At 62.2% G+C, this 25,814-nt stretch carries 21 protein-coding genes; 8 read left to right on the forward strand and 13 right to left on the reverse strand.

Annotation, left to right across the window (positions count from 1 at the left end; genetic code table 11):
• Window positions 1-70: 70 nt before the first annotated feature.
• Complete coding sequence (locus B3C1_RS00315) at window positions 71-856, forward strand: thioesterase family protein (RefSeq protein ID WP_035480683.1); 786 nt, start codon at window positions 71-73, stop codon at window positions 854-856.
• Between the two features lie 43 nt (window positions 857-899).
• Here B3C1_RS00315 and B3C1_RS00320 read toward each other — a convergent pair whose 3' ends face one another.
• The gene (locus tag B3C1_RS00320) at window positions 900-1,394 is read right to left on the reverse strand and encodes a DUF1543 domain-containing protein (RefSeq protein ID WP_008482130.1); all 495 of its coding nucleotides are present in this window, start codon (window positions 1,392-1,394) and stop codon (window positions 900-902) included.
• A gap of 51 nt (window positions 1,395-1,445) precedes the next feature.
• Window positions 1,446-2,384 (reverse strand): LysR family transcriptional regulator, encoded by a 939-nt coding sequence (locus tag B3C1_RS00325; RefSeq protein WP_008482131.1) that lies wholly within the window; start codon window positions 2,382-2,384, stop codon window positions 1,446-1,448.
• A gap of 105 nt (window positions 2,385-2,489) precedes the next feature.
• Between B3C1_RS00325 and B3C1_RS00330 the strand changes: the two genes are divergently transcribed.
• On the forward strand, window positions 2,490-3,713 hold the full coding sequence (locus B3C1_RS00330) for an efflux RND transporter periplasmic adaptor subunit (protein WP_008482132.1): 1,224 nt from the start codon (window positions 2,490-2,492) through the stop codon (window positions 3,711-3,713).
• Window positions 3,714-3,724: 11 nt separating this feature from the next.
• Window positions 3,725-6,883: an efflux RND transporter permease subunit gene (locus B3C1_RS00335; RefSeq protein WP_008482133.1), complete on the forward strand. Its 3,159-nt coding sequence runs from the start codon at window positions 3,725-3,727 to the stop codon at window positions 6,881-6,883.
• 58 nt (window positions 6,884-6,941) lie between these two features.
• Here B3C1_RS00335 and B3C1_RS00340 read toward each other — a convergent pair whose 3' ends face one another.
• Window positions 6,942-7,928, reverse strand: a complete 987-nt coding sequence (locus tag B3C1_RS00340) for a CobW family GTP-binding protein (protein ID WP_008482134.1) — start codon at window positions 7,926-7,928, stop codon at window positions 6,942-6,944.
• Complete coding sequence (locus tag B3C1_RS00345) at window positions 7,925-8,224, reverse strand: DUF440 family protein (RefSeq protein WP_008482136.1); 300 nt, start codon at window positions 8,222-8,224, stop codon at window positions 7,925-7,927. The genes B3C1_RS00340 and B3C1_RS00345 overlap by 4 nt, the downstream gene beginning before the upstream one ends.
• A gap of 309 nt (window positions 8,225-8,533) precedes the next feature.
• On the opposite strand from B3C1_RS00345, the gene B3C1_RS00350 reads away from it, so the two are divergent.
• From B3C1_RS00350 to B3C1_RS20705, 3 genes are all read left to right on the forward strand, one after another.
• Complete coding sequence (locus B3C1_RS00350; protein WP_008482137.1) at window positions 8,534-8,983, forward strand: Fur family transcriptional regulator; 450 nt, start codon at window positions 8,534-8,536, stop codon at window positions 8,981-8,983.
• A 110-nt stretch (window positions 8,984-9,093) separates the two neighbouring features.
• Window positions 9,094-10,644: a methyl-accepting chemotaxis protein gene (locus tag B3C1_RS00355; protein WP_008482139.1), complete on the forward strand. Its 1,551-nt coding sequence runs from the start codon at window positions 9,094-9,096 to the stop codon at window positions 10,642-10,644.
• A gap of 162 nt (window positions 10,645-10,806) precedes the next feature.
• Window positions 10,807-12,180 (forward strand): family 43 glycosylhydrolase, encoded by a 1,374-nt coding sequence (locus tag B3C1_RS20705; protein WP_083858227.1) that lies wholly within the window; start codon window positions 10,807-10,809, stop codon window positions 12,178-12,180.
• A gap of 50 nt (window positions 12,181-12,230) precedes the next feature.
• Here B3C1_RS20705 and B3C1_RS00365 read toward each other — a convergent pair whose 3' ends face one another.
• The gene (locus B3C1_RS00365; RefSeq protein ID WP_008482141.1) at window positions 12,231-12,482 is read right to left on the reverse strand and encodes a hypothetical protein; all 252 of its coding nucleotides are present in this window, start codon (window positions 12,480-12,482) and stop codon (window positions 12,231-12,233) included.
• 157 nt (window positions 12,483-12,639) lie between these two features.
• Here B3C1_RS00365 and B3C1_RS00370 point away from each other — a divergent pair, with 157 nt between their 5' ends.
• On the forward strand, window positions 12,640-13,743 hold the full coding sequence (locus tag B3C1_RS00370; protein WP_008482142.1) for an adenosylhomocysteinase: 1,104 nt from the start codon (window positions 12,640-12,642) through the stop codon (window positions 13,741-13,743).
• A 104-nt stretch (window positions 13,744-13,847) separates the two neighbouring features.
• Window positions 13,848-15,401 (forward strand): methyl-accepting chemotaxis protein, encoded by a 1,554-nt coding sequence (locus tag B3C1_RS00375; protein ID WP_008482143.1) that lies wholly within the window; start codon window positions 13,848-13,850, stop codon window positions 15,399-15,401.
• 27 nt (window positions 15,402-15,428) lie between these two features.
• Here B3C1_RS00375 and B3C1_RS00380 read toward each other — a convergent pair whose 3' ends face one another.
• From B3C1_RS00380 to B3C1_RS00415, 8 genes are all read right to left on the reverse strand, one after another.
• Window positions 15,429-16,211 carry a siderophore-interacting protein gene (locus tag B3C1_RS00380; protein WP_008482144.1) on the reverse strand — a complete coding sequence of 261 codons (783 nt, stop codon included), beginning with the start codon at window positions 16,209-16,211 and terminating at the stop codon, window positions 15,429-15,431.
• A complete protein-coding gene (locus B3C1_RS00385; protein ID WP_156804407.1) occupies window positions 16,204-16,461 on the reverse strand; it encodes a hypothetical protein in 258 nt (85 codons plus the stop codon). The genes B3C1_RS00380 and B3C1_RS00385 overlap by 8 nt, the downstream gene beginning before the upstream one ends.
• A gap of 110 nt (window positions 16,462-16,571) precedes the next feature.
• A complete protein-coding gene (locus tag B3C1_RS00390; RefSeq protein ID WP_008482148.1) occupies window positions 16,572-17,846 on the reverse strand; it encodes a sugar MFS transporter in 1,275 nt (424 codons plus the stop codon).
• A gap of 214 nt (window positions 17,847-18,060) precedes the next feature.
• Window positions 18,061-19,389 (reverse strand): sugar MFS transporter, encoded by a 1,329-nt coding sequence (locus tag B3C1_RS00395; RefSeq protein WP_336391097.1) that lies wholly within the window; start codon window positions 19,387-19,389, stop codon window positions 18,061-18,063.
• 109 nt (window positions 19,390-19,498) lie between these two features.
• Window positions 19,499-19,966, reverse strand: a complete 468-nt coding sequence (gene ybaK, locus B3C1_RS00400; RefSeq protein WP_008482150.1) for a Cys-tRNA(Pro) deacylase — start codon at window positions 19,964-19,966, stop codon at window positions 19,499-19,501.
• The gene (locus tag B3C1_RS00405; protein WP_008482151.1) at window positions 19,963-20,880 is read right to left on the reverse strand and encodes a bestrophin family protein; all 918 of its coding nucleotides are present in this window, start codon (window positions 20,878-20,880) and stop codon (window positions 19,963-19,965) included. Before B3C1_RS00405 ends, ybaK begins: the two co-directional genes overlap by 4 nt.
• A 79-nt stretch (window positions 20,881-20,959) precedes the next feature.
• Window positions 20,960-23,101, reverse strand: coding sequence for a M3 family metallopeptidase (locus tag B3C1_RS00410; protein WP_008482152.1), 2,142 nt, complete (start codon window positions 23,099-23,101; stop codon window positions 20,960-20,962).
• Window positions 23,102-23,364: 263 nt separating this feature from the next.
• Window positions 23,365-25,521: a M3 family metallopeptidase gene (locus B3C1_RS00415; protein WP_008482153.1), complete on the reverse strand. Its 2,157-nt coding sequence runs from the start codon at window positions 25,519-25,521 to the stop codon at window positions 23,365-23,367.
• Between the last annotated feature and the right edge of the window lie 293 nt (window positions 25,522-25,814).

A 25,814-nucleotide genomic window follows, 5' to 3' on the forward strand; every position in this document is an offset into this window, starting at 1 on the left:
TGAAAGGAGAGGCGGGGATGCAGCTGGCCGTGCTAGAGTGGGCTCTCGACTGGTAATGGAAGCAATGTCCATGGCATTCAATCTTTTACAACAGGCCTGGCGCCAAGGAATGCAGCCCCTGCAGATCCCAGAGGGCTGGAGCCAGGGTAGGGCTACCTTCGGTGGCCTGGTGGCCGCCATGCTTTACGAAAAACTGGCCAGCAAGGCGGCCCAGGGCAGCTTGCGCTCCCTGTCCTTCTCCTTTGTGGGTCCGGCGGTGCCGGGCAAAGTGGAAATGACCGCGTCCATACTGCGTGCCGGCCGCTCGGTCACCCAGGTGGAGGGCCGAGCCTGGCAGGGTGAGTCAGTGGTGTTGGCGGCCCAGGCCAGCTTTGGGGAAGGCCGGGCGTCCAGCGTCGTGGTGAGCCCAGCCGCAGCGCCGGCTTTTCCCGCACCGGAGCAGTGCCAGCCCATGCCCAAGGTGCCTGGGGTGATCCCGGAGTTTACCCAGTTCTTCGACTACCGCATCGCCGCCGGTGCCTTGCCTTTCTCGGGGGCCAGCAGCACCCAGTTGGGTGGCTGGGTGCGTTTTCACGAGGCACCGGAAGCGGTGACGGTGGGCCACCTGCTGGCCCTTATCGACGCCTGGCCGCCGGCGGTGCTGCCCATGCTGGCGGCGCCGGCGCCGGCTTCCAGCCTGACCTGGACACTGGAATTCATCGAACCTTTGCCGGCCCTTAGCGGCCAGCATTGGTGGCAGTACCTGGCCGAGGTGGAGCAGGCCGGTGACGGTTACGCCGTCACCCAGGCCAGGCTCTGGGACGCCGAAGGACGCCTGGTGGCACTGTCGCGACAAACGGTGACCGTATTCGGATAAATAGCCGCAAAAAAGGCCCCTGATGGGGCCTTCTTCATGGCATTCAAGACAATATGATGTAGTCGCTTTGCTGCAGCGTGCCGTTGTGGGGCCCCTGGTGCAGTTGGACATAACGACCGTCGATACAATCGATGGGAATACAGTCGTCCACGTCCAGTAGGGCGTCGGTGTGGGGCTTGTCCCAGTGGCTGGCGATACGGGTCTTGCCTATCTGCTTGGCTTCGGCTTTGTCCTTGGCCACCACCAGCAGGTATTGGTGGGCTTCGCCGAAGCTGCCGTCTTCGTAGCCTCCCAGGTTGAGGAAAAACAGCCGCAGGTCATCCTCGCCCGGCGCCTGATCCCCCAGGCGCACCTGGTAGTTGTCTATGCCATCCACCGTCAGCCAGGAGTCGATATGCAGACCCTTGGGGCTGCCAAACCACTGTTGGCGCAGCTGTTCGAAGGTCCCTTCGAATTCGTCAGCGACGGCAAACACCACGTCGTGTACTTCGATCTTGGCCTTGGGGTGTCTTCCCCCCAACATCACCACGTATAACATTGCGCGACTCCTTGATTTGCAAGGACATCTTAAAGCACCTCGGCATCCTTGTCAGCTAGCCAGCAGGCACTGGGGCAGGGGATTGTCGTCCCTGAGCTGCTGGGTAATGTCCGCCAAGGCCTCCCTGAGCCAGCGGTGGCCGGGGTTACGCTCGTTACGCTCATGCCATATCAGCGAGACGGGTTTGATGGGGATCTCTATGGGGGGCTTGGTCACGAACAGCTCGCCGCATTGGCTGTACTCGAAGATGGCCCCGAACGGCAGGGTGGCAATGAGGCTGCTTTCCTTGAGGAGCTTGGGCACCGCCGAGAAGTGGTTGGTGGTCATGGCCACCCGCCTTTCCAGCTTCTGGTCGGACAGCAGGCAGTCCACTATGCCCTGGGCATCTCCCGACAGTGACACCATCAGATGGTCTGCCTTGATGAAGTCATCCAGTCCCAGGGGTTTTTGGGCCAAAGGATGGTGGTTGCCCATGGCGCAGGCGTAATAGGAGTCGAACAGGTGCATGTGCCGCAGCTGAGGTGCCATATTGGGGCTGGCCTGGGCCAGGGTGAAATCCACCTCGGCATTGAGCAGCATGGACTCCATGCTGTTGGTGGTGAAGGGTACGGCGATGATATCGACCCCTGGGGCCTCCTTTTCCACCCGCTGGCGCAGCCGGCTCCAGTAAATATCCACCATCAGATCGGCCACCCCCAGCCTGAAAGCCTGGCGGGTACTGACCGGATCAAAGGGCTGGGGATCCACGGCGTCTTTGAGGGACTGGAGGTGCTGGCGGGTCTGCTGCCACAGGCCCTGGGCAAAGGGGGTAGGCACCACGCCCCGGCCGTCTTTGACGAACACCGGGTCGCCAAAGCTGACCCGCATCCTCGAGATGGCGTTGGACACCGCCGGTTGGGTCATGGCCAGGTGGTTGGCGGCCCTGGATACCGAGCCCTCGCGCATGATAGCGTCAAAAATCACCAGCAGGTTCAGGTCCAGTTGTTTCATAACATCACCAGAATCTATGTTTGATATTCAATATATAAATTAGACGTAATGGGTTTGCACCGCAAGAATACGTGACCTTAATCACGTTTCCCTGGAGTGCGAACCATGAAAGCTTTCCCCTCCCTTGCCCTCATTACCCTGCTGGTCATGGCGGGCTGTTCGCCCCAGGCGCAGCAGCCGCCAGCTGGCGCCCAGGCGCCGGCCGTTACCGTAGCCAAGGTGCTGCAGACCCCCATCAACGAATGGGACCAATTCACCGGCCGCCTTGAGGCACCCCAGCAGGTGCAGATCCGTCCCCGGGTGTCGGGCTTTATCGACAAGGTCGCCTTTAACGAGGGCAGCCTGGTGCAAAAGGGCGATCTGTTGTTCCAGATCGATCCTCGCCCTTTCGCCGCCGAAGTCAAACGTTTGCAGGCCGAGCTGCAACGGGCCCAGGCCCAGGCGCGCCAGGCCCGGGCTGAAGCGGCCAGGGCCGAGCGCCTGCGGGGCAGCCGTGCCATTGCCACCGAAGAAGCCGACGCCCGCCAAACCACCGCCATGGCGGCCGACGCCCAGGTACTGGCCACCGAAGCGGCCCTGGATGCGGCTCGCCTCAACCTGGAATACACCCAGGTGCGTGCCCCCGTGTCCGGGCGGGTCTCCCGCGCCTACATTACCCAGGGCAACCTGGTGAGTGCCGGTGACAGCCTGCTCACTACCCTGGTGTCCACCGACGCCATCTATGCCTACTTCGACGCCGACGAGCAGGTGTTCCTCAAGTACAACGAGTTGGCCCGCCAAGGGCTGCGCCAAGGCAGCCGTGATCAGAACCAACAGGTGCTGATGGGCCTGTCCAATCAGGACGATTTTCCCTTTAGCGGCCATGTGGATTTCCTGGACAACCAGGTCAACCCCCAGACCGGCACCATCCGTGCCCGGGCCGTGTTCAGCAATGAAGATGGCCGCCTTACCCCCGGCCTCTTTGCCCGCCTCAAGCTGGTGGCCAGCAACACCTACCCGGCGCTGCTTATTCAGGACAAGGCCATAGGCACCGACCTGGGTAAGAAATTCGTGTTGGTGGTGAATGACCAGCAGCAGCTGCAATACCGGGAGCTGACCCTGGGGCCGCGCCTGGAAGGGGGCCTTCGCATCGTCCGTGACGGCCTGAGCGCCGCCGACACCATCGTCATCAACGGCCTGCAGCGGGTGCGCCCAGGTATGACGGTGGCGGCCCAGACCGAACCCATGGCCTCTGAACAGCAATTGGCACTGCTGGCCCAGCGTGCCCAGGTCAGCCAGCAGGTACCTGACCGTGGCGCCGGCCACGACAGTGCCCTGGCGGCCCGTTAAGGAGACTTTGAGTGAACTTTTCCCAGTTTTTCATTAAAAGACCCATCTTCGCGGCGGTGCTGTCGCTGATGCTCTTGATTGCGGGCCTGCTGGCCGTGTTCAAGCTGCCCATCAGCGAATACCCCGAGGTGGTGCCCCCCACTGTGGTGGTTACCGCCAACTACCCGGGCGCCAACCCCAAGGTCATAGGGGAAACCGTGGCCACGCCGCTGGAGCAGGCCATCAACGGCGTGGAAGGCATGCTCTACATGTCCTCCCAGTCCACCGCCGACGGCCGCATGACCCTAACCGTCACCTTCGGCCTGGGGACCGACCTGGACGATGCCCAGGTGGCGGTACAAAACCGGGTGGCCAGGGCCCTGCCGCGCCTGCCTGAAGAAGTGCAGCGCCTGGGGGTGGTGTCGGAGAAGTCGTCACCTGACTTGACCATGGTGGTGCACCTTACCTCCCCCAACAACCGCTATGACATGCTCTACCTGTCCAACTTTGCGCTCCTTAACGTCAAGGACGAGCTGGCCCGCATCGACGGGGTAGGGGACGTGCGGCTGTTTGGCGCCGGTGACTATGCCATGCGTATCTGGCTGGACCCGGACAAGATTGCCGCAAGGGGCTTGACTGCCACCGACGTGGTCAATGCGGTGCGCGCCCAAAACCGCCAGGTGGCCGCCGGCTCTCTGGGGGCGCCGCCCAAGGCCAGCGCCTCGGATTTTCAGATCCTGATCAACGTCAAAGGCCGCCTCACCGACGAGGAAGAGTTTGCCAATATCGTGGTCAAGGTCGGTGACGACGGCGAAATTACCCGCATCCGCGACATCGGCCACGTGGCCCTTGGCGCCGACTTCTATGCCCTGCGCTCCTTGCTGGACAACAAAGAAGCGGTGGCCATTCCCATCTTCCAGCGCCCCGGCTCCAACGCCATCGCCATTTCCGATGCGGTGCGCGCCAAGATGGCCGAGCTGAAGAGAGACTTCCCCGAAGGGGTGGACTACGACATCGTCTACGACCCGACGGTGTTCGTGCGCGGCTCCATCGAAGCGGTAGCCCACACCCTCTTGGAAGCCATAGTACTGGTGGTGCTGGTGGTGGTGCTGTTCCTGCAGACCTGGCGCGCCTCCATCATTCCCCTGGTGGCAGTGCCCGTGTCCCTGGTGGGTACCTTCGCGGTGATGTACCTGTTCGGCTTCTCCCTAAACGCCCTTAGCCTCTTTGGCATGGTGCTGGCCATAGGCATCGTCGTGGACGACGCCATAGTGGTGGTGGAGAACGTGGAGCGCAACATCGCCCTTGGCAAGGGGCCCTTGGAGGCCACCCAGCAGGCCATGCGCGAGGTCACTGGCCCCATTATCGCCACCGCCCTGGTGCTGGCGGCGGTCTTTGTGCCTACCGCCTTTATCTCCGGGTTGACCGGCCAGTTCTACCGCCAGTTCGCCCTGACAATTGCCATTTCCACCTTTATCTCGGCCTTTAACTCCCTGACCTTGAGCCCGGCCCTGGCGGCCATCCTGTTAAAGCCCCACGGCGCCCCAAAGGACAGGCTGACCCGCATCATCGACGCCCTGTTTGGCTGGCTGTTCCGCCCCTTTAACCGCTTTTTCAACAAGGCGTCGGGCAGCTATGTGTTCGGGGTGCGCAAGCTTATCCGTGGCAGCGCCATCACCCTGGTGGTGTACGGCGGCCTGTTGGCCCTGACCGGCTACAGCTTCAACAAGGTGCCCACCGGTTTCGTGCCGGCCCAGGACAAACAGTACCTGGTGGCCTTTGCCCAGTTGCCGGACGCCGCCACCTTGGACCGCACCGAGGCGGTTATTCGCAAGATGAGCGAGATCGCCATGAAGCACCCCGGGGTCGCCAACTCGGTAGCCTTCCCTGGCCTGTCCATCAACGGCTTTACCAACAGCCCCAACAGCGGCATCGTCTTTACCCCGCTCAAGCCCTTTGCCGAGCGGACCGATCCCAGCCTGTCGGCGGCGGCCATCGCTGCCCAGCTCAACGCCGAGTTCGCTCAGATAAAAGAAGCCTATATCGCCATCTTCCCGCCGCCGCCGGTGCAGGGCCTGGGTACCATAGGGGGCTTTCGCCTGCAGGTGGAAGACAGAGGCAGCCTGGGCTTTGAGGAGCTCTACAAGCAGACCCAGGGCATAGTGCAGCAGGCCTGGCAGACGCCGGAACTGGCCGGGGTGTTCTCCAGCTTCCAGGTGAGCGTGCCGCAACTGGACGTGGACGTGGACAGGGAAAAGGCCATGACCCATGGGGTCGCCCTGCCCAGCATCTTCGACACCCTGCAGGTCTACCTGGGCTCGCTTTATGTCAATGACTTCAACCGCTTTGGCCGTACCTACCAGGTCAGCGCCCAGGCCGGCCCCGAGTTTCGCCAGGACCCAGAGCGCATCCGCCAGTTCAAGGTGCGTAACGACAAGGGTGACATGGTGCCCCTGGGCAGCTTCGTGACCCTGAGCCAGACCGCCGGCCCGGACCGGGTGATGCACTACAACGGCTATCCCACCGCCGAGATCAACGGTGGCCCGGCGCCGGGGTTCAGCAGCGGCCAGGCCCAGGCGGCCATCGAGAAGCTGCTGGCGCAGAACCTGCCCAACGGCATGACCTTCGAGTGGACCGAGCTGACCTACCAGCAGATCCTGGCCGGCAACACCAGCTACCTGGTGTTCCCCTTGGTTATCCTGTTGGTGCTGCTGGTACTGGCGGCCCAGTACGAGAGCTGGTCGCTGCCGCTGGCCATCATCCTTATCGTCCCCATGACGCTGCTTAGCGCCATGCTGGGGGTGATGCTGCAAGGAGGGGATAACAACATCTTCACCCAGATAGGCCTTATCGTGCTGGTGGGCTTGGCCTGTAAGAACGCCATCCTCATCGTCGAATTTGCCAAGGAGCAGGAAGAGCACCACGGCCAGGGTATCGTCGAGGCGGTACTGGAAGCCTGCCGCCTGCGCCTGCGCCCCATCCTGATGACGTCCATGGCTTTCATCATGGGGGTAGTGCCCTTGGTGATCTCCAGCGGCGCCGGCGCCGAAATGCGCCAGGCCATGGGGGTCGCGGTGTTCTCGGGGATGATAGGGGTGACCCTGTTCGGCCTGATGCTGACCCCGGTGTTCTACGTGGTGATCCGCAAACTGGTGGAACGTCGCCGCGCCCGCAAACAGACTGCGCACTGACAGGGTTAACGGAGCTAACCTGTGTTTTGCCGGCCCAAGGGCCGGCTTTTTTATGGGCTCAAGCCGGTAGCAGAGCGGCCCTGAGCCCTTGTTCCAGGGCCTCGGCGTCCAGAGCCTCAAGGTCGATAAGTTCCACTTTGCTGTCGCCGTCCACCCCAAGCTCGGTGATGGCCAAGGCGCCGTCCACGGCGTTAAAGGCCATCATGCCCTTTTCGGTCATCATCACCGCCTTTAAGCGCAGCACATCGAAGGCGCTGAACAGGAACCAAAGCTCGCGAAAGTCGAAGACGCAGCCGGGGGCGAACAGCAGCCCCAGGCTATGGACGCCGTCCTGTTGCTGGCTGCGGCTGATAAAAAGCTCGCCTTCGGGCACGCTGAGGCTGGCGGGCAGCACGCTGTCCACCGCCTGGGCCGGCGTTTGGGCCAGCTTTTGCGCCACCGGCCTGGCCGCAGTATCCAGGGCAGCAGGGGGCACCTGGCCCTGGCTGAGCCATAGGCGGTTTGGGGTCAGCCCCAGGCTGTCGGCCTTGGCAAAAGCCTCGGCTTTGTCCGGGCAGGCGGCCAAGTCGGTCTTGTTGAACACCAGCAGGTCCGCCAGGGCCAACTGCTGGCAGAAGGTGTCGTTGGTGAGATAGCGGTTGTCAAAGAGCGCCTGGGGATTGACCAGGGTCAGGGTAGCGCCCAGGGCCAACACCCCCTGGTACTGGCTGGCGCTTAGCTGCTGGACCAGGCTGGCAGGGTGGCCAAGGCCGGTGGGCTCGATCAGCAGCAGGTCGGGGCGCTGCTCGCGAATAAGCTGGTTCAGGGCCACCTGCATGGGCAGGCCCTGGGCGCAGCAGATACAGCCCCCCGGCACTTCGCGGATGGCGGCGCCGGTGTCGGACAGCAGGGCACCGTCTATGCCCACTTCGCCAAATTCGTTGACCAGTACCGCCCATTTCTGGCCCTGGGGTTTGTGGGCCAACAGGTGGCGGATGGCGGTGGTTTTACCGGTACCGAGGAAACCGGTCAGCACATGGGTGCGGATAGGGGCACTGAATGTCATGACTTCCAGATAAAACGGGGGGGCTGGCTGCCGTCAAGGGCGATAAGGATGCGGCAATGGATCACTTCGAACTCGTCCTGCTCGTCCAGCAGGCCGACCTGGATCTCGGTGTAATTGTCGGCGGCGAAGGGGCCGCCCAGTTCTTGGATCCATTGGGCACCGGGCAGCACGGCTTCAACGGCGCCCCGCTCTTCGAATTCCAGGGTGATATCCACCACGTCTTCCGGTGGCAGGTGGTCGGCGGCCTTGGCCAGAAACAGCTCGTAGCCCCAGTCGATGGCGTCGTCGATGGACATAACAGCTCCTTGGTATGAAGGGGCTATTGTCGCGCAAAAGTGGGGGTTTGGCAGGGGTTTTGTCCGTAGCGCCGGACCTTTCGCCGAAAAAAAGCCATCCATGGCAGACGGAAGTCCCAACACCAGGGAGAAACGTGGTGTGGGCTAAATCTAGCGGGCCGGTTGCCGGGCCAACAGGGCAGGGCGGCGCAACAGAGAAGGCTAAATGCTTGCTTACAAAGCTATTTTTGGATGACACCCGTCGCAGGTTGTGAAGCCGGGAGCTTTGGGCTGATAATAGCCCCCATCGCCACGACCGACACTGACCCCATGAAACGCCAAACCAGCCAACTGCTCCGTGAAGCCGAAGATCGCTGCCGCCAGTCGGGCCGCCAGTGGACAGCGCAACGTGCCGACGTGCTGGCGGTGATGGCCGATCAAACCGGCCCTGTGACCGCTTACGAGTTGCTGGACGCCATCAAGTCGGTGCACCCCAATCCCAAGCCTGCCACCGTCTACCGGGCCCTGGAGTTCTTTATGGAACTGGGGCTGGTGCACAAGCTCGATTCTGCCAACCGCTTTGTGCTATGCAGCCATCAGCACCAACACCACACCGCCCAGTTCCTGATCTGCGACGGCTGTGGCCATGTGGACGAAATTCCGGTGCCGGCCAAGCTGCTGGACGTATTGGAAGAGCAATCGGCGCGCCTGGATTTCGAAATGGCCGACAAGGGCCTGGAGATCCACGGCCACTGTAGCAACTGCCGCCACCAGCACTGACTGGCGGCCTTTTGACCGCTTTGTTCAATCCCTCGGCAAACGGTTGCTAAGCCCTTTCAGTTTGTAGGTCGCCTGTCGTTAAATAATGGCGTCTTATCCGAGTAGTAATCATGCGACAGAACCTGCCGGTGACAGGGAAGGAAAGGACTTTCAGCCCTAACACCAAACTGATCTCCACCACCGATCTGAGCAGCCATATCAGTCATTGCAACGACGCCTTCGTTGCCGTCAGCGGCTATAGCCGGGACGAATTGATTGGCCAACCCCACAATCTGGTCCGCCACCCAGACATGCCCAGCGCCGTCTTCAAGGTGATGTGGGAACATCTCAAGGCAGGTAAGCCCTGGATGGGCCTGGTGAAAAACCGCTGCAAGAACGGCGATCACTACTGGGTCAACGCCTACGTTACTCCCATCACAGAGCAAGGCCGATTGGTGGGTTACGAGTCGGTGCGCAGCTGCCCCAGCCGCGAGCAAGTGGCCAGGGCCGAGGCACTGTACCGGCGTATCCGTGATGGCCGCCCACCCAGTGCCTGGCACCTTGAACCCCAGCTGCTGGGCCTGGGGCTGGGCCTGGCCTTGTCCGGTGGGCTCTATGCCACCGGCTGGCCTGGTGCTTCCGAACTGGCCCTGCTGGCCACCCTGGCAGGCTATGGCCTGTGGAGCCGGCTGCAGCGCAACGCCATTTTCCGCGAGTTGAGCGCCTTGTTGCCGGCCGCCTTCAGCCACAAGGTGGCCGTACTCAGTTACACCGCCAACGACCCCCTGCTTGGCAACCTTAAGGTCAAGATCCTCAGCACCCAGGCCCACCTGGATACGGTGCTGACCCGCATCCGCGACGCCGCCACCGAAGTGGCCCGCCAGTCGGTGCTGGGACTTAACCAGTCGGAGCAATCTGCCGAGCAGATGCAGCGCCAGCAGCGGGAAACCGAGCAGGTGGCAGCGGCCATGCATCAGATGACCACCACCATAGGGGAGGTGTCGTCCCATGTGCAGGCCACGGCCGGCAAGGCCGAAGAAGCCAATCGCCTGGCCGAGCAGGGCCGCCGGGTGGCGGGCACCACCAGAAGCGCCATAGGTAAGCTCAAAGTGTCGGTGGACGACATAGGCCAGGCCGTCACCGCCCTGTCGGCCCAGAGCAACAGCATTGCCTCGGCGGCCCAGATGATCGAGCAAATTGCCGACCAGACCAACCTGCTGGCCCTTAACGCCGCTATCGAAGCGGCCAGGGCCGGGGAACAGGGCAGGGGGTTTGCGGTGGTAGCCGACGAAGTACGGCAATTGGCCAGGCGCACCCAGGAGTCTACCCAGCAAATCCACCAGATCATCAGTGAGCTGACCTTAAAGGCCCGCCAGGCGGTGGCCAGCGCCGAGACCGGCTGTACCGATGCCGAGCAGGGCCTGGAGCAGGTGGAAGAAGCGGAGTCCATGCTGCTGGGGATCTCCGAAGCGGTGGGCAGCATTGCCGACATGTCCATGCAGATGGCCACCGCCGTGGAAGAGCAGGCCCATGTGGCCGAAGAGGTCAACCGTCAGGTGGTGACCATCGCCAGCCTGGCCGACACCAGCCTGACTGAGGCCAAGGCCTCGGCGGGCACGGTGCGCCACCTGCGGGACGTGTCCGACCGGCTCGAAGAACTGGTGGTGCGATTCAGCCGCTGAAAAGGCGCCCCCAGGGGCGCCTTTTTTGATCCCGCCAGGGGGTGATCGCATTTTGTTGTTTTTGTATTACGATAATTCAATTACCGGCACCTAGGGGGATGTAGGAGCCGGCAAGTCGTGACCGCCCAAGGGCGGCAATACAAACACAACAAGGACAATCTTATGTTCAGCAGAAAACTCGCCTTGGGGCTGCTTTGCCTGCCCCTGGCCGCCTCGGCCATCCAACCAATCGAGGACGGCACCTATGTGATCCGCAACAAGGCCACCGGCAAGGTCTTGGACCTGGTCAACGGCAATGCCGCCGACGGCACCAACATCATCCAATACAGCCAGACCGGGGCCAGCAACCAGCACTGGCAGGTCAACTACCTGGGAGACGGCCGCTACCGGCTGGTTAACCAGGCTGGCGGCGGTGCGGCGGAAGTCTATGGCTGGGATAACAGTGACGGCGCCAATATCAGCCAATGGGCCAGCAACGGCCTGGCTATCCAACAATGGCTGCTGACCGATCAGGGGGACGGCACCTTCAAGGTGGTCAATGTCCACACCGGCAAGGCCATGGAAGTCTACAACTGGGACAGCAGTGACGGTGCCAATGTCTCCCAATGGACCGACAACGGCCTGGACATTCAGCGTTGGTCTTTCGAGTCCCTGGACACCGGCAATGCCTACCATTGGCCCCTGTCCGGCAACCTGGGCACCCATGACCCCACCGCCATGGCCGAAAACGGCACCTGGTACGAATTCCAGACGGGCCCCGGCATCTATCGCAAGGTTTCCTTCGACGGTGGCCTGAACTGGGAGCCCCTGCCGTCGGTATTGCCAGACGGCCTGGGGTGGTGGAAGAACTATGTACCGGATCAGGAAGGGATCGACGTCTGGGCACCGGATGTCAAAGCCTACAACGGCAAGGTCTGGCTCTACTATTCCATATCCACCTTCGGCTCCAGGGTATCGGCCATCGGCCTGCTGTCGGCCCCCAGCCTGGCCAGTGACAGCTGGACCGATCAGGGCCTGGTGCTCAACACCACGGCCAGCAGCAGCTACAACGCCATCGATCCGGATCTGGTGATCGACAAAGACAACAAACCCTGGTTGGTGCTGGGCTCTTGGAGCAGCGGCATCAAGCTCACGCGCCTCAACGCCAGCACCATGAAACCCAGCGGCAGCCTCTACAGCCTGGCCAGCCGCACCGGCGGCATCGAGGCCCCCTCCATCACTTACCGTAGTGGCTATTACTATCTCTTTGTTTCTACAGGGGTCTGCTGCGCCGGCACCGACAGCACCTACCAGATCCGCTACGGGCGCAGTACCAGCATCACCGGCCCTTACCTGGACAAGAACGGGGTGGACATGATGAATGGCGGCGGCAGCCTGCTGGACGGCGGCAACAGCCAATGGGTAGGGCCAGGGGGCCAGGACCTGGTCGGCAACGGTGTCATAGTCCGCCACGCTTACGACGCCAGCGACAACGGCAATGCCAAGCTGTTGATCAGCAAGCTGAACTGGGACAGCGCAGGCTGGCCCCGCTACTGACGAAAAAGCCCGGCAATGCCGGGCTTTTTAACAGGCAAGGTCTTGCCGCTTTAGCCTTTTAGGCCAGCATAGTGCTGGTAGGTGCTGATGGCTTTGGACGGGGCCAGGCCTTGCTGCTGGGCCTTGGCCGCCTTGGACTGGGCAAGAGCGTCGGCGGACAGGCTCAGGGTGTCGCTGGTGCTGGCCTGGCTTTGCAGGGTCGCTTGGCTTTCGGCCGCTGGCAGTGCCTGGCCCTGGGGCTTGGCCGCTTCCTGCCAGGACAGGGGGCGCTGGTTCAGGGTGGTGCTCAGGGTGCTGTTCATGATGTTCTCCTCAGTGTCATTGTCTTGGCACTGAAAAAACACGCAAGGCCGGGGCCAATAACGGCGCCTGCACAATCTTTCCCCATTGCCACGCCGCTCTTAACAGCCGCCCTTCCTTGAGGGAAAATGGCCCTTTACTCGTTGTCGGAAAACCAAGATGTACAAGGATTTTGCCGCCGAGCTGGCCTGGGCCAGCCTGCATATGCCCCGCACCAGGGCCGCCGTTGAGGCCCTGGGGGATCTGAGCCAGGTGCGCCTGGCCTGCAACATGCACCTGGATCTGAAGATGGCCCCCCTGGTGGCCGGTCTGTTGGACAAGGGGGCCCAGGTGTTCCTGACCACCTGCAACCCCACCACGGTGCAGGACGATGTGGTGGCCTACCTGGTGGCAAAAGGGGCCCAGGCCCATGCCTGGCGGGACATGAGCGACGCCGACTGGTCAGCCTCTTTCGACCAGGCCCTGGCCTGGCAACCTACCCACCTGTGCGAGATGGGGGCCGACCTCACCACCCGCTTGCATCAGCGCGAGCAGGGTCCGGCCATTGTCGCCGGCCTGGAGGCCACCGGTTCGGGGATCAGCCGTCTGGGCGGTGTCAGCCCCCGTTACCCCATCTTTAACTGGGACGATCTGCCAGTAAAAGAGGGGCTCCATAACCGCCATATGGTGGGCCTGACCGCCTGGCACACCTTCTTCCAGACCACCCACCTGACCCTCCATGAAAAAACCGTGGTGGTCATAGGTTATGGTCTGGTGGGTCAGGGAGTGGCGGCGTCGGCCAAAGCTTATGGAGGCCAGGTGCAGGTGGCAGAGCTGGACCCGGCCCGGGCCTTGCAGGCCCGCTACGATGGCTGGCCTGTGGTGGATCTGGCCGAGGCGGTCAAGGGGGCAGACGTCATCGCCACCGCCACCGGTGCCAAAGGAGTACTGAGCGCCCGCCACCTGGCAGCCATGAAAGACGGCGCCTTTATCCTCAACGTCGGCCATGTGGCCCAGGAAGTGGAACTGGCCTTCCTCAAACAGCACCCCCACAGCCAGCCCATGCCCTATGTGGACGCCTACCGGCTGCCCGGCAAGACCCTCTACCTGCTGGCCGACGGTTCCATGTTCAACCTCACCGCCGGCTACGGCGACAGCCTCAACGCCTTTGACGTGACCCTGGCGGTGATGGCCAGCGGCATAGGCCATATCGTCGGTGCCGGCGCCCAGGCCGCCCCCGGTCTTTACCTGCTCCCCGAGCCGGCCTGGAAGGCTGTGCTATAACCAAAGCAGACAAGGCCCCGGCATGCCGGGGCCATAAAGGCCTAAATTCTTGTCGTTAACAGGCCGATAACAAGGACGTCCTCTTTCCCAGGAAGGTTGTGGCCATGCGACAAAATCTCCCCGTCACCGGCAAGGAGCGCACCTTCGCTCCCGGTGCCAAGCTCATTTCCGCTACCGACTTGCGCGGTATCATTACCCATTGCAACGAGGCCTTTGTGGAGGTCAGCGGCTTTGAGCGCAGCGAACTGCTGGGCCAGCCCCACAACTTGGTGCGCCATCCGGACATGCCGCCGGCGGCCTTCAAGATCATGTGGGAGCACCTCAAGGCCGGAAAACCCTGGATGGGTTTGGTGAAAAACCGCTGTAAGAACGGCGACCACTATTGGGTCAACGCCTACGTCACCCCCGTCACCGAACAGGGCAAGGTGGTGGGTTTTGAGTCGGTACGCAGTTGCCCGTCCCGGGAAGAGGTGGCTAGGGCCGAATCCCTCTACGGCAAACTCAATGCCGGCAAGCGCACCGAGCCCTGGCTTAAGGTACCGCCCCAGGTATTGGCCCTTGGTTTGGCCCTGGGGCTGATCGCCGGCCTCTACCTGGCCGGTAACAACGGCTTGTCCGAAGCCCTGCTGCTGGCCACCCTGTTGGCCTACGGCGGCTGGGTCAGTGTCAGTCGCCAGCGCACCCTCAATACCCTTAACCAGCTGCTGGGCCAGGCTTTTTGCCATCCCCTTGCGGTGCAAAGCTATACCGACGACAAGGCCCTGCTGGGGGAACTCAAGGTACGTATCCTCAGTACCAAGGCCCATCTCGATACCATCTTGACCCGCATCGAGGATGCCTCGGCGGAGGTGTCTCGCCAGTCCCAGGCCGGGCTCAACCAGGCCCAGGCGGCCAGCCAGGAGATGCAGCGCCAGCAGCAGGAAACCGAACAGGTGGCGGCGGCCATGCACCAGATGACCACCACCATCAACCAGGTGTCCCAGCACGTGCAGGAAACGGCCGACAAAGCCGATGCGTCAACCGCCCTGGCTCGCAAGGGCCGCGACACAGCCGGCACCACCCGCCAGGCCATAGCCCAGCTTAAGGACACGGTGGACAGCATCAGTGCCTCGGTGGAGGCCTTGTCTGAGCAAAGCGATCGCATTGCCCAGGCTGCCCAGATCATCGAACAGATAGCCGAGCAGACCAACCTGTTGGCCCTCAACGCCGCCATCGAGGCGGCCCGGGCCGGGGATCAGGGGCGCGGTTTTGCGGTGGTGGCCGATGAAGTACGGCAACTGGCCAAGAGGACCCAGGACTCCACCAAGGAAATTCACCAGATCATCGACGAACTGACCCGCCGGGCCCGCAATGCCGTGGAGGTGGCCGAAAGCGGCCGGGCCGGCGCCGAGGCGGGCCTTGGCCAGGTTCAGCAGACCGAGACCATGCTCGACGAGATAGCCGAGGTGGTGGGGGCCATCGCCGCCATGTCCATGCAGATGGCCACGGCCGTGGAAGAGCAGGCCCATGTAGCCGAGGAAATTAACCGCCAGGTCACCACCATTTCGGGGCTTGCAGACAACAGCCTCAACAGCGCCAAAGACGCCGCCAGCAATATCCAGCGCCTGCAACAGGTGTCGGGGGGTATGCACGAATTGGTGGTGCGCTTTCGCACCTGATAAAAAGCCCGGCCAAGCCGGGCTTTTTTAATCGCTTTCGGTTTTCTTCTGCACCTGGTGCTGGTCCTCGGTGAGGCCAATTTTCCAGTAAGGGCTGGCGTACATGGCCTTGCGGGCAATGTCGCGCTCGTCCAATAAGAAGCGGCGTATGGCCCGCACCGCCGAGCCTTCCCCTGCCACGAAAATACTCAGGCTCCCTTGAGGCCAGGGCAGGGCGCGGATGGCTTCCAACTGGCCAAGGCTCGGCTGTTGGGGCTCAGGGTGGCACAGCCAATGAATGTGGATGCCAGCCGGGGCCGCTATGGGGTAGCGGTCCTCAGGGCTGGTGATCTCGAACACCGCATGGCCCTTGGCCGTGGCCGGCAGGGACTCGAGGATGCCGGCGGCGGCGGGCAGGGCGCTCATATCGGCGGCAAAGAGGAAATGCTCGGCGTCCAGATCGGTGAGTTTCAGGGGGCCGGGGCCGGCGATACCCACCTTGTCCCCCGGTTTGGCGGTCAGGGCAAACCGGCTGGCCGGGCCGCCGTGCTCCCCGTGCAGGGCAAAGTCGATGGTCAGCTGGTTGCTGGCCTTGTGGTAGTGGCGCACCGTATAGGTACGCACTACCGGCCTGTTAGGCCCCTGGGGGAAGGAGTCCAGGTCAGGTACCGCCTCCCCTGGTCTTGGCAGCAGCAGTTTGAGGTTGGCCCCTTCCTGGCCTTCGGGAAAGCCCAAAAGGGCTGGGCCGGTCAGTACCAGCCGCTGCATGTTGGGGGTCAGGCGCTGGCTGCTGTGCACCTCGACCAGGCGCGGCGCCGGTCTGTTACTCATGGCGGTCCTCCCATTTGGCTTCCAGTATGGCTACCCGTTGTTCCAGGGCTTCGAGGCGGCGCAGGCGATCGTCGCCCCTGTGCTGCTGATGCTTGCTGATGTAACGGCTGAGGATACGGCGCACCACTGTGGCCATGCTCACCTCGGCCTCCAGGTCGCCTTCCATCTCCGCCTTAAGGCGGTTGAGAAACTCCAGCTGTTCGGCGCTCAGGCGCACCGACACCACCTGGGACTTGCTGTCATCTTTCACTGGCACCTCCGTAAACATGGAAATCAATGTATACGCAATTGAGAATAATTACAATCTGGAGGCATTAAAAAGCCGGCAAGGGCTGCCGGCTTTGAGATGGAGTGAGGGGCTTAGGCGGTTTGGGAGCCCTTGAGGCCGTAGAAGGCGATGTACAGGTAGCAAAGGATGGGCAGGGCAAAGGCCAACTGGATGCCCAGATTGTCGGCGGCCACCCCCACCAGCAGCGGCACTATGGCGCCACCGACAATGGCCATGCACAAGATGCCCGAACCCTGGGCGGTGTGGTGGCCCAGGCCCTTGACGGCCAGGCTGAAGATGGTGGGGAACATGATGGAGTTGAACAGGCCCACCGCCAGCACCGCCCACATGGCCAGGGCGCCGTTGCCCAGCACGGCGGCAGCCAGCAGCAACACGGCAGCCAGGGCATTGAAGGCCAGCACCTTGCCGGCACCTACCTGGCGCATCACTGCCGAGCCGATAAAGCGGCCCACCATGGCACCGCCCCAATAGTAAGACACGTAATGGGCGGCGTCGGCTTCGGCCAGGCCGGCAATGTTGGCTTCACCCAGGAAGTTGACCAGCAAAGAGCCGATGCTCACTTCGGCGCCTACATAGACGAACAGGCCCAGGGCACCCAGCACCAGGTGACGGTATTGCCAGGCGGAGCCGCCTTGGGAAGCCTGGGCGGCAGCGGCATTGTCCTGCTCGCGCATGTCCGGCAGCTTGAGGTAGGCCAGCACGGCGGCCAGTACCAAGAAGGTGCTGGCCAGCAGCAGGTAGGGGAACTTCACGGCGTCCGCTTCGCTCAGGCGAAGGGCGGTAACCTGCTCCTGGCTCAGGCCGGTAAAGTCGGCGGTGGCGGCACCGAGGATCAACATGGCGCCAAAAGTGGGGGCCAGGGTGGTGCCAAGGGAGTTAAAGGCCTGGTTCAGGGTCAGCCGCGCAGAGGCGGTTTCCGGCTTGCCCAGCACCGTGACATAGGGGTTGACCGCCACCTGCAGGGTGGTGACACCGCTGGCCAGGATAAAGAGGGCGCCAAGGAACAGCTCGTACACCCGATAACTGGCGGCGGTGATAAACAGCAGGCAGCCGATGGCAGACACCACCAGGCTTATCACCAGGGCCCATTTGTAGCCCAGGCGCCGGGCCAGGGCGCCGGCCGGGTAGGACACCACGAAGTAGGCACCGAAGAAACAGAACTGGATCAGCATGGCCTGGGTGTAGTTCAGGCTGAACACGTTCTTGAGGTGGGGGATCAGGATGTCATTAAGACAGGTGATAAAGCCCATCATGAAGAACAGGAAGGTCATGGAGGTCAGGGCAAAGGTGTAACCCTGGTGTTCCTGCGATGTGGCTTGGGCAGTGTTTGGAAGTGCTCCGGCCATGGCGTGCAAACCTCTTTATGGTGTTGTTATTGGTGGGCCTCAAGGCCCGGCCCCTGGCTGGGGAAGGTGGAGGGATTCTGGTGGCAGGTCTGAGGCCTGTCAAAATGACTTTGACGTAAACTAACGAACAAATGCCCGAGTGGTTCCGTCGGGGGGTTGAGCGGATCGGGCAAACGGTTGGCTTTGGTGAAAATTAACTACCAAATGCCAGGGCTCAGGCCTTGGGCACTGAGCCGCGCAGGCCGTAGAAGGCAATAAAGAGGTAGCAGATTATGGGCAGGGCGAAGGCCTGCTGCAGGCCCAGCACGTCGGCCATGGCCCCCACCAGCACAGGTATGATGGCGCCGCCAACGATGGCCAGGCACAGCACCCCCGAGCCCTGGCTGGTATGCCGGCCCAGGCCCTTGAGGGCCAGGCTGAAGATGGTGGGAAACATGATGGAATTGCAAAGCCCCACCGCCAGCACCGCCCACATGGCCAGGCTGCCGCTGCCCAGCACTGTGGCCAGCAGCAGCCCCACCGCCGCCAGGGCGTTGAAGGTCAATACCGTGCCGGCACCTACCTGGCGCATCACCAAGGCGCCCAGGAACCGCCCCACCATGGCGCCGCCCCAGTAGTAAGCCACGTAGTCGGCGGCCTCGGCTTCCCCCAGGCCTGCTATCTGCGGCTCTCCCAGGAAGTTGACCAGTAAGGAGCCGATGCTCACCTCGGCCCCCACGTACACGAAGATACCCACGGCCCCCATCACCAGGTGCGGATACTGCCAGGCCGACCCCAGGGCGGCGGAACCGGCCAGGGCCTGCTCCGATTCCTCGGCGGCCACATCGGGCAATTTCAAGACCGCAAAGAGGGCGGCCAGCAGCAAGAAGGTACTGGCCAGCAGCAGGTAGGGAAACTTCACCACTTCGGCTTCCGACAGGCGCAGGCTGGCGATCTGCTCCTGGGTAAGGCCGCTGATATCGCTGGTGGCTGCTCCCAGGATCAAGAGGCCGCCGAACCAGGGGGCCACTGTGGTGCCAAGGGAGTTAAAAGCCTGGGTCAGGGTCAGCCGGGAAGAGGCGGTTTGCGGGTTGCCCAGCACTGTCACATAGGGGTTGGCCGCCACTTGCAGCAGGGTGACGCCGCTGGCCAGGATAAACAGAGCCCCCAAAAACAGGCCGTAGACTTTGAGGCTGGCTGCCGGTATGAACAGCACGCAGCCCAGGGTCGCCAGCACCAGCCCCAGTACCAGCCCCCACTTGTAGCCGATGCGTTTGATCAGATCCCCGGCCGGCAGGGACACCACAAAGTAGGCCCCGAAAAAGCAGAACTGGATCAGCATCGACTGGGTGTAGTTGAGGTTAAAGACGTTCTTTAAGTGGGGAATGAGGATGTCGTTAAGGCAGGTGATAAAGCCCCACATGAAGAACAGCGAAGTCAGGGCTACCAGCGCCAAACGGTATTGCCGGGGGCTGTGGGGCAGGGCCTGGGAAGGCGGCTGGGGTGTCGCTGTGGCCATGGTGTCGGTCTCTTGGAGGCTGGCTATTAAGTGTAGAGGAGCCATGGCGCTCCTTTCAGGGAGCGGGCCCTTTTGTAAGATAACGTACTTTTTTGAGGTATGCGGTCTAGGAAGGGGATGATTTTGCAGAAGTGGTGAAATAAAACAACAACGGCTACTTGGCCAAAGGCGCCAGTTGGCCCCGGGTCAGGCGGCAAAGGTCGAGGGGGGCCAGGGTGGCTTCCAGGCCGCGCCGCCCGGCACTGACATGGATGGCGGCCAGGTCCCCGGCGCTGGCGTCCAAAAACAGCGGCAGGCTCTTCTTCTGGCCAAGGGGGCTGATGCCTCCCACCACGTAGCCGGTGGCCTTTTCTGCCTCGGCGGGGGGCGCCATCTCGGCTTTTTTGGCCCCGGCCGCCTTGGCCAGCAATTTCAGGTCCAGCTGTTTGTCCACCGGTACCAGGGCCACCACCAGCTTGCCGCTGTCCAGGCGTGCCAGCAGGGTTTTGAACACTTCCCCATAGGGCAGGCCCAGGGTGTCGGCCGCCTCCAGGCCGTAGGCCGGCGCCTTGGGATCGTGCTGGTAGCTCAGCACCTGATGGGGGGTACCGGTTTTTTGCAGCAGCACGATGGCGGGGGTCATAGCAGCACTCTGTCCTTGGGCTCCAGGGGCGCCGGCAGGGGGCTTTCTCCCAGCAGGGCCTTGAGGTTTATCTCGATATTGCGGCTGATGGCGTCCAGAGGCAAGTCGTTGGGGTCGGCGTCGAAAGGGTCTTCAATCTCGTCCCCCAGGGCGTCGAGGCCAAAGAAGGTGTAGGCCAGCACCAATACCACCACCGGGGTCAGGTAGCCGACGGTGTCGATAAGGCCAAAGGGCAGCAGCAGGCAGTAGACGAACACGGTGCGGTGCAGCAGCAGCAGATAGGAATAGGGAATGGGGGTACTTTTGATGCGCTCACAGCCGCCGAGGATATAGGAAAGGCGGGTGATCTGGTCATCGATACGGGCCATCAGATCCGGGGCTATCTGGCCCTGGTGGCTAAGGGCGGCATAGCTTTTTGCAATGCCCAGCAGCAGGGCATTGGGCCTGTTGGGGCTGGCCTCGACGGCGGCCAGTTCCTCAGCGGGCAGCAGGGCGCTTAAATCGGTCTTGGCGCCGCCGCGCAGGTGATCTTTTAGGGCATAGACAAAGGCCAGCACCCGGTAAACCTGGCCCTTGGCCTGGGCCTGGTCTACCGCCGGCGGCAGGGAAAGGGCCTGGCGCGCCAGGTTACGGGAGACAATCAGCAGCTCACCCCAGAGGTTGCGCCCTTCCCAGAAGCGGTCGTAACTGACCGAGTTGCGAAAGCCGAGGAAAATGGCCAGCGGCAGGCCCATCAGCAAGAAAGGGGAGAAGGTCAGGGTGACCTTGTAATGGTAAAGCCAGCCGCCCCCCAGGGTGACCAGCAGGGCCACCAGCAACACCAGGGCCAGGCGCCCACGGATGCTTTTGAGGACAGAACCTTTATTGGAGAGCAGCATGGTCAGCAGACGCTGGGGGCGGGAACGAATGATCATGGCGGCACTGTTGCAGGGCAGGGGAGCAGCAGTGTAACGAAAAAGGGCGCCTTGCGGCGCCCTTTTTAGCGGGTGGAGCTTAGTCGACCAGGCCACGGCGCTTGAGCAGCGCGTCTGTGGTGGGCTTGGCGCCCTTGAAGTTGATGTAGTCCTGCATCAGGTCCTGGCTGTTGCCTTTGGACAGGATCTCCTTGCGGAATTTGTCACCGTTGCCCCGGGTCAGGCCGCCGTTGTCGGTCATGTGGGCAAAGGCGTCGGCCGCGAACACTTCGGTCCACAGGTAGGCGTAGTAGCCAGCACTGTAGCCGCCGGAGAAGGCGTGGCTGAAGTAGGCAGACTTGTAGCGCGGCGGTACCGGCGCGTAGTCGATGCCGTGCTTGGCCAGGGCCTGGTGTTCGAAGGCCTCAACGTCCTTGATCTCGGTGCCGGCGGGGATGGAGTGCCACTCCATGTCCAGCAGGGCCGCCGCCAGGTACTCGGTGGTGTCAAAGCCCTGGTTGAACTTGTGGGATTCGAGCACCTTGTCCAGCAGTTCCTTGGGAATGGCTTCACCGGTCTGGTAGTGCTTGGCGTAGTGATTGATGACGTCGGGGTTGATGTCCCAATCTTCGTTGAACTGGGAGGGGAACTCCACGAAGTCACGGGCGGTGGCGGTGCCGGCCAGGCTGGGGTATTTGACGTCGGAGAACAGGCCGTGGGCGGCGTGGCCGAACTCGTGGAACATGGTGGTCACTTCGTCAAAGGTCAGCAGGGTGGGCTGGCCTTGGGCGGGTTTGGGGATGTTCAGCACGTTGTAGACCACCGGCTTGGTGCCCAGCAGGCCGCTCTGGGTGACGAACTCGTCCATCCAGGCGCCGCCGCCTTTGCCTTCACGGGCATAGGGGTCGAGGTAGAACAGGCCAATGGAGCTGCCGTCCTGGTTGAACACCTCATAGGCGCGCACGTCGTCGTGGTAGACCGGCAGATCCTTGCGCTCTTTGAAGCTGATGCCGTACAGCTTGCCCATGGCGTAGAAGAGGCCGTCGTTAAGCACGGTGTTCAGTTCGAAATAGGGCTTGGTCAGGCTCTCGTCCAGGTCGTACTTGGCCTTACGCACTTTCTCGGCGTAGTAGGCCCAGTCCCAGGGTTGCAGCTGGAAGTCGCCGCCTTCCTTGGTGATCTCGGCCTGGATGTCGGCGGCCTCCACCTTGGCCTTGGCTACGGCTTTGGGAGCCAGGTCGTCGAGGATGCCGAACACGGCGTCAGGGGTCTTGGCCATCTGGTCGGCCACCACGTAGGCAGCCCAGCTGTCATAACCCAGCAGTTTGGCTTTTTCGGCGCGCAGCTGGGCCATTTTTACCAGTACCGGGCCGTTGCTGGCCATGGCGCGCTTGGAGGAGGTTTCCCAGATGGTCTTGCGCAGCTCGCGGTTTTCCAGGCTGCCCAGCAGCGGCTGGCGGGTGGTGTTGACCAGGGTGATCAGGTAACCGGTTTTACCGGCGGCCTTGGCGGCAGCGGCCAGGGTGTCGATGTCGCTGTCGGACAGGCCGGCCAGCTGGCTCTTGTCTTGCACCAGGATCACGTCGTCCTTGAAGGACTTGAGGATGTTCTGGCTAAAGTCGGTGGACAGGGTGGACAGCTGGCCGTTGAGCTCACGCATCTTGGCCTTGTCGGCCTCGGACAGCTTGGCACCGGCGCGGACGAACTGGCTGTAGTAGTGCTCGACCAGGCGCTGATCTTCGGCATTGAGGCTGTCTTTGGCGTTGTAAACCGCTTCAACCCGGGCGAACAGCTTGGGGTTGAGGTAGATGTTGTCGCTGTGGGCGGACAGCTTAGGGGCCATGTCCGCTTCGATGCGCTGGAACTGCTCGTCGGAGATGACGCTGGCCAGGTTGAAGAAGGTCTTGGATACCCGGGTCAGCAGGGCGCCGGTTTTTTCCATGGCGACGATGGTGTTGTCGAAGCTGGGGGCGTCGCTGTTGTTGGTGATGGCGGCAATTTCGGCGTTATGCTGCTTGATGCCTTCGGCAAAGGCCGGCTCGTAGTCGGCAGCCTTGATCTTGTCGAACTGGGGCGCCTGGTCTTGCAGGGGGCTCTTTTGCAGCAGCACGTTGCTGGTGGTCATGGCATGTTGCTCCGCAGCAGGGGCCTGCACCTGGGTGGTTTCATCTTTTTTATTGTCGGAACAGGCACTGAGGGCCAGGGCCGCGCCTATGGCGCTGGCGATAAGGGTCTTGCGCATTGGGATCTCCCTTGGGTGTGGCTTGCCCTCGGTTCTTGGCCGGGGTTCGAAGCCAACAGTGGTTAGCCTTGGCACCATAGCAAGAGCGGGCGGCCAGGGACAATTGCCGTTAACCGAGATTGGGATGGCTTTCACCTGGGAATTTGTAAGTAAAACTTACTGATTTCCCGAAATTTAACCGAGGATTTTCTTTGTTTACCTGCTGCTAACCGCCGGCCACAAAAAAGCCGGCCCCAGGGGCCGGCTTGGTCGTCGGGTATGGCTTATTCCACCAGGCCGCGACGCTTGAGCAGGGCGTCAACGGTGGGCTTGGCGCCCTTGAAGTTGATGTACTGCTGCATGGGGTCGAGGCTGTTGCCTTTGGACAGGATCTCGGTGCGGAACTTGTCGCCGTTTTCACGGGTCAGGCCGCCGTTGGCCTTCATGTGGGCAAAGGCGTCGGCTGCCAGCACTTCGGTCCACAGGTAGGCGTAGTAACCAGCGCTGTAGCCACCGGCAAAGGTGTGGCTGAAGTAGGGAGACTTGTAGCGCGGCGGGATAACAGCGTATTGGACGCCGTGCTTGGCCAGGGCCTTGTCTTCAAAACCTTGTACTGTGCCGGTGTCGGTGCCGGCGGGGAAGCTGTGCCATTCCATGTCCAGCAGGGCGGACTCGATGTACTCGAGGCTGTCAAAACCCTGATTGAACTTACGGGAGTCCAGCACCTTTTTCAGCAGGTCAGCCGGGATGGCTTCGCCGGTCTGGTAGTGCTTGGCGTAGTTGGCGATGACCTTGGGGTTGATGGCCCAGTCTTCCTCAAATTGGGAGGGGAACTCCACGAAGTCGCGGGGTACGCTGGTACCGGCCAGGGTCGGGTATTTGACGTTGGAGAACAGGCCGTGCAGGGCGTGGCCCATCTCGTGGAACATGGTGGTGGCCTCGTCAAAGGTCAGCAGGGCAGGCTGGCCTTCGGCGGGCTTGGGCACGTTCAGCACGTTGACGATAACCGGCTTTTGGCCCAGCAGGTTGTTCTGACCCACCATGGCGTTCATCCAGGCACCACCACGCTTGCCGTCACGGGCAAAGTAGTCGGCGTAGAAGAAGCCGATAGAGCTGCCGTCGGTGTCGAACACTTCGAAGGTGCGCACGTCAGGGTGGTAGACCGGCAGGTCCTTGCGCTCTTTGAAAGTGATGCCGAACAGGTTCTGCATGGTGAAGAAGATGCCGTTCTTCAGCACGTTATCCAGCTCGAAGTAGGGCTTGATCTGGCTCTCGTCCAGGTCGTACTTGGCCTTGCGCACTTTCTCGGCGTAGAAGGCCCAGTCCCAGGGCTGCAGCTCGAAGTCGCCACCGGCAGCCTTGATTTCCTTTTGGATATCGGCCGCTTCGGCCTTGGCTTTGTCCAGGACCTTGGGTGCCAGATCGTCGAGCATCTCGAAGACGGCGGCCGGGGTCTTGGCCATCTGGTTGTCCAGCACATAGTCGGCCCAGGTGGCAAAGCCCATCAGCTTGGCTTTGTCGGCGCGAAGGGCGGTCAGGCGCTGGATAACGGGGCCGTTGATGTCGGCGGCGCGGCCGGCGGAAGCCTTCCATACCTTCTCGCGCAGGGCGCGGTTTTCCAGGTTGGTGAGGATAGGCTGACGGGTGGTGTTCATCAGGTTGATGACGTACTTGCCGTCTTGGCCAGCGGCCTTGCCGGAGGCGGCCAGGGAGGCTATCTCGCCGTCGGACAGGCCGGCCAGTTCGGCTTTGTCTTCCACCACGACTGCAGCGTCTTTGGTGGCTTTGAGCACGTTCTGGGCAAAGTCGTTGGTGAGTTTGGCAATCTCGCCGTTGATCTCACGAACCTGGGTCTTCTGGCTTTCGTCCAGCTTGGCACCGGCGCGGACAAACTGCTTGTAGTAAATCTCTACCAGGCGCTTGTCTTCCCCTTGCAGGCTGTCACGGTTGTTGTAGACCGCTTCGATGCGTGCGAACAGTTTGGGGTTGAGGTTGATGTTGTCCTGGTGGGCGGACAGCTTGGGCGCCATTTCAGACTGGATGGCACGAATGTCGTCGTTGGAGATGGTGCCAGTCAGGTTGAAGAAGGTGCTGGCGGTGCGGCCGAGGATCTCGCCGGTTTTTTCCATGGCCACCACGGTGTTTTCAAAGGTGGGGGCTTCGGGGTTGTTGGCGATGGCGTCTACTTCGGCCAGCTGATCTTTCATGCCGCGCTCAAAGGCCGGCACGTAGTCGGTCAGCTTGATCTTGTCGAATTCGGGGGCTTCGTATTGCAGGCTGCTTTTAACGAACAGCGGGTTGCTGGCGGCCACTGCTGGCGCTTCGGACTTGGCCGCTTGGGCCTGGACTTGGGTGGTTTCTTGTTGTTCTACCGGCTCCTTGGAGCAGGCACTCAAGGCCAGAGCCGCACCAATGGCGGTGGCGATCAAGGTCTTACGCATGGATTTCTCCCTCAATGGTCAGGTTTATGGGGGCTAGCCCCTGTTGCCCGCAGGCAATCCGTTGTTAGCCTGTAACCTTAACAAGGCCCCTAAGCCAATAACAATCACCACTGGCCCGTGATTGCTGGCCGTTTAGCCTGTATTGGCCCCAGCTAGGGCCGTTTGGCCACTTTCTGGTCAATGGCGTGCCCCGGAGGCCGCTTCGGGCCTTTTGGCACCCGGCATGACCTGCATCAAAAAAGCCTGGCTGCCTCTGTCCTAGAGTAACCCCATGGCAGGACGGACAGGCGGAA

The organism is Gallaecimonas xiamenensis 3-C-1, assembly GCF_000299915.1.
Classification (GTDB): Bacteria; Pseudomonadota; Gammaproteobacteria; order Enterobacterales; family Gallaecimonadaceae; genus Gallaecimonas; species Gallaecimonas xiamenensis.

What these genes read in the sequence shown, in the direction of transcription:
- B3C1_RS00365 (WP_008482141.1), bottom strand. Translation starts at nt 12,482, where the DNA reads ATGAACAGCACCCTGAGCACCACCCTGAACCAGCGCCCCCTGTCCTGG.
- B3C1_RS00320 (WP_008482130.1), bottom strand. Translation starts at nt 1,394, where the DNA reads ATGTTATACGTGGTGATGTTGGGGGGAAGACACCCCAAGGCCAAGATC.
- B3C1_RS00325 (WP_008482131.1), bottom strand. Translation starts at nt 2,384, where the DNA reads ATGAAACAACTGGACCTGAACCTGCTGGTGATTTTTGACGCTATCATG.
- B3C1_RS00345 (WP_008482136.1), bottom strand. Translation starts at nt 8,224, where the DNA reads ATGTCCATCGACGACGCCATCGACTGGGGCTACGAGCTGTTTCTGGCC.
- B3C1_RS00330 (WP_008482132.1), top strand. Translation starts at nt 2,490, where the DNA reads ATGAAAGCTTTCCCCTCCCTTGCCCTCATTACCCTGCTGGTCATGGCG.
- B3C1_RS00315 (WP_035480683.1), top strand. Translation starts at nt 71, where the DNA reads ATGGCATTCAATCTTTTACAACAGGCCTGGCGCCAAGGAATGCAGCCC.
- B3C1_RS00405 (WP_008482151.1), bottom strand. Translation starts at nt 20,880, where the DNA reads ATGATCATTCGTTCCCGCCCCCAGCGTCTGCTGACCATGCTGCTCTCC.
- B3C1_RS00355 (WP_008482139.1), top strand. Translation starts at nt 9,094, where the DNA reads ATGCGACAGAACCTGCCGGTGACAGGGAAGGAAAGGACTTTCAGCCCT.
- ybaK (WP_008482150.1), bottom strand. Translation starts at nt 19,966, where the DNA reads ATGACCCCCGCCATCGTGCTGCTGCAAAAAACCGGTACCCCCCATCAG.
- B3C1_RS20705 (WP_083858227.1), top strand. Translation starts at nt 10,807, where the DNA reads ATGTTCAGCAGAAAACTCGCCTTGGGGCTGCTTTGCCTGCCCCTGGCC.
- B3C1_RS00415 (WP_008482153.1), bottom strand. Translation starts at nt 25,521, where the DNA reads ATGCGTAAGACCTTGATCGCCACCGCCATTGGTGCGGCTCTGGCCTTG.
- B3C1_RS00340 (WP_008482134.1), bottom strand. Translation starts at nt 7,928, where the DNA reads ATGACATTCAGTGCCCCTATCCGCACCCATGTGCTGACCGGTTTCCTC.
- B3C1_RS00395 (WP_336391097.1), bottom strand. Translation starts at nt 19,389, where the DNA reads ATGGCTCCTCTACACTTAATAGCCAGCCTCCAAGAGACCGACACCATG.
- B3C1_RS00390 (WP_008482148.1), bottom strand. Translation starts at nt 17,846, where the DNA reads ATGGCCGGAGCACTTCCAAACACTGCCCAAGCCACATCGCAGGAACAC.
- B3C1_RS00410 (WP_008482152.1), bottom strand. Translation starts at nt 23,101, where the DNA reads ATGCGCAAGACCCTTATCGCCAGCGCCATAGGCGCGGCCCTGGCCCTC.
- B3C1_RS00380 (WP_008482144.1), bottom strand. Translation starts at nt 16,211, where the DNA reads ATGAGTAACAGACCGGCGCCGCGCCTGGTCGAGGTGCACAGCAGCCAG.
- B3C1_RS00350 (WP_008482137.1), top strand. Translation starts at nt 8,534, where the DNA reads ATGAAACGCCAAACCAGCCAACTGCTCCGTGAAGCCGAAGATCGCTGC.
- B3C1_RS00375 (WP_008482143.1), top strand. Translation starts at nt 13,848, where the DNA reads ATGCGACAAAATCTCCCCGTCACCGGCAAGGAGCGCACCTTCGCTCCC.
- B3C1_RS00370 (WP_008482142.1), top strand. Translation starts at nt 12,640, where the DNA reads ATGTACAAGGATTTTGCCGCCGAGCTGGCCTGGGCCAGCCTGCATATG.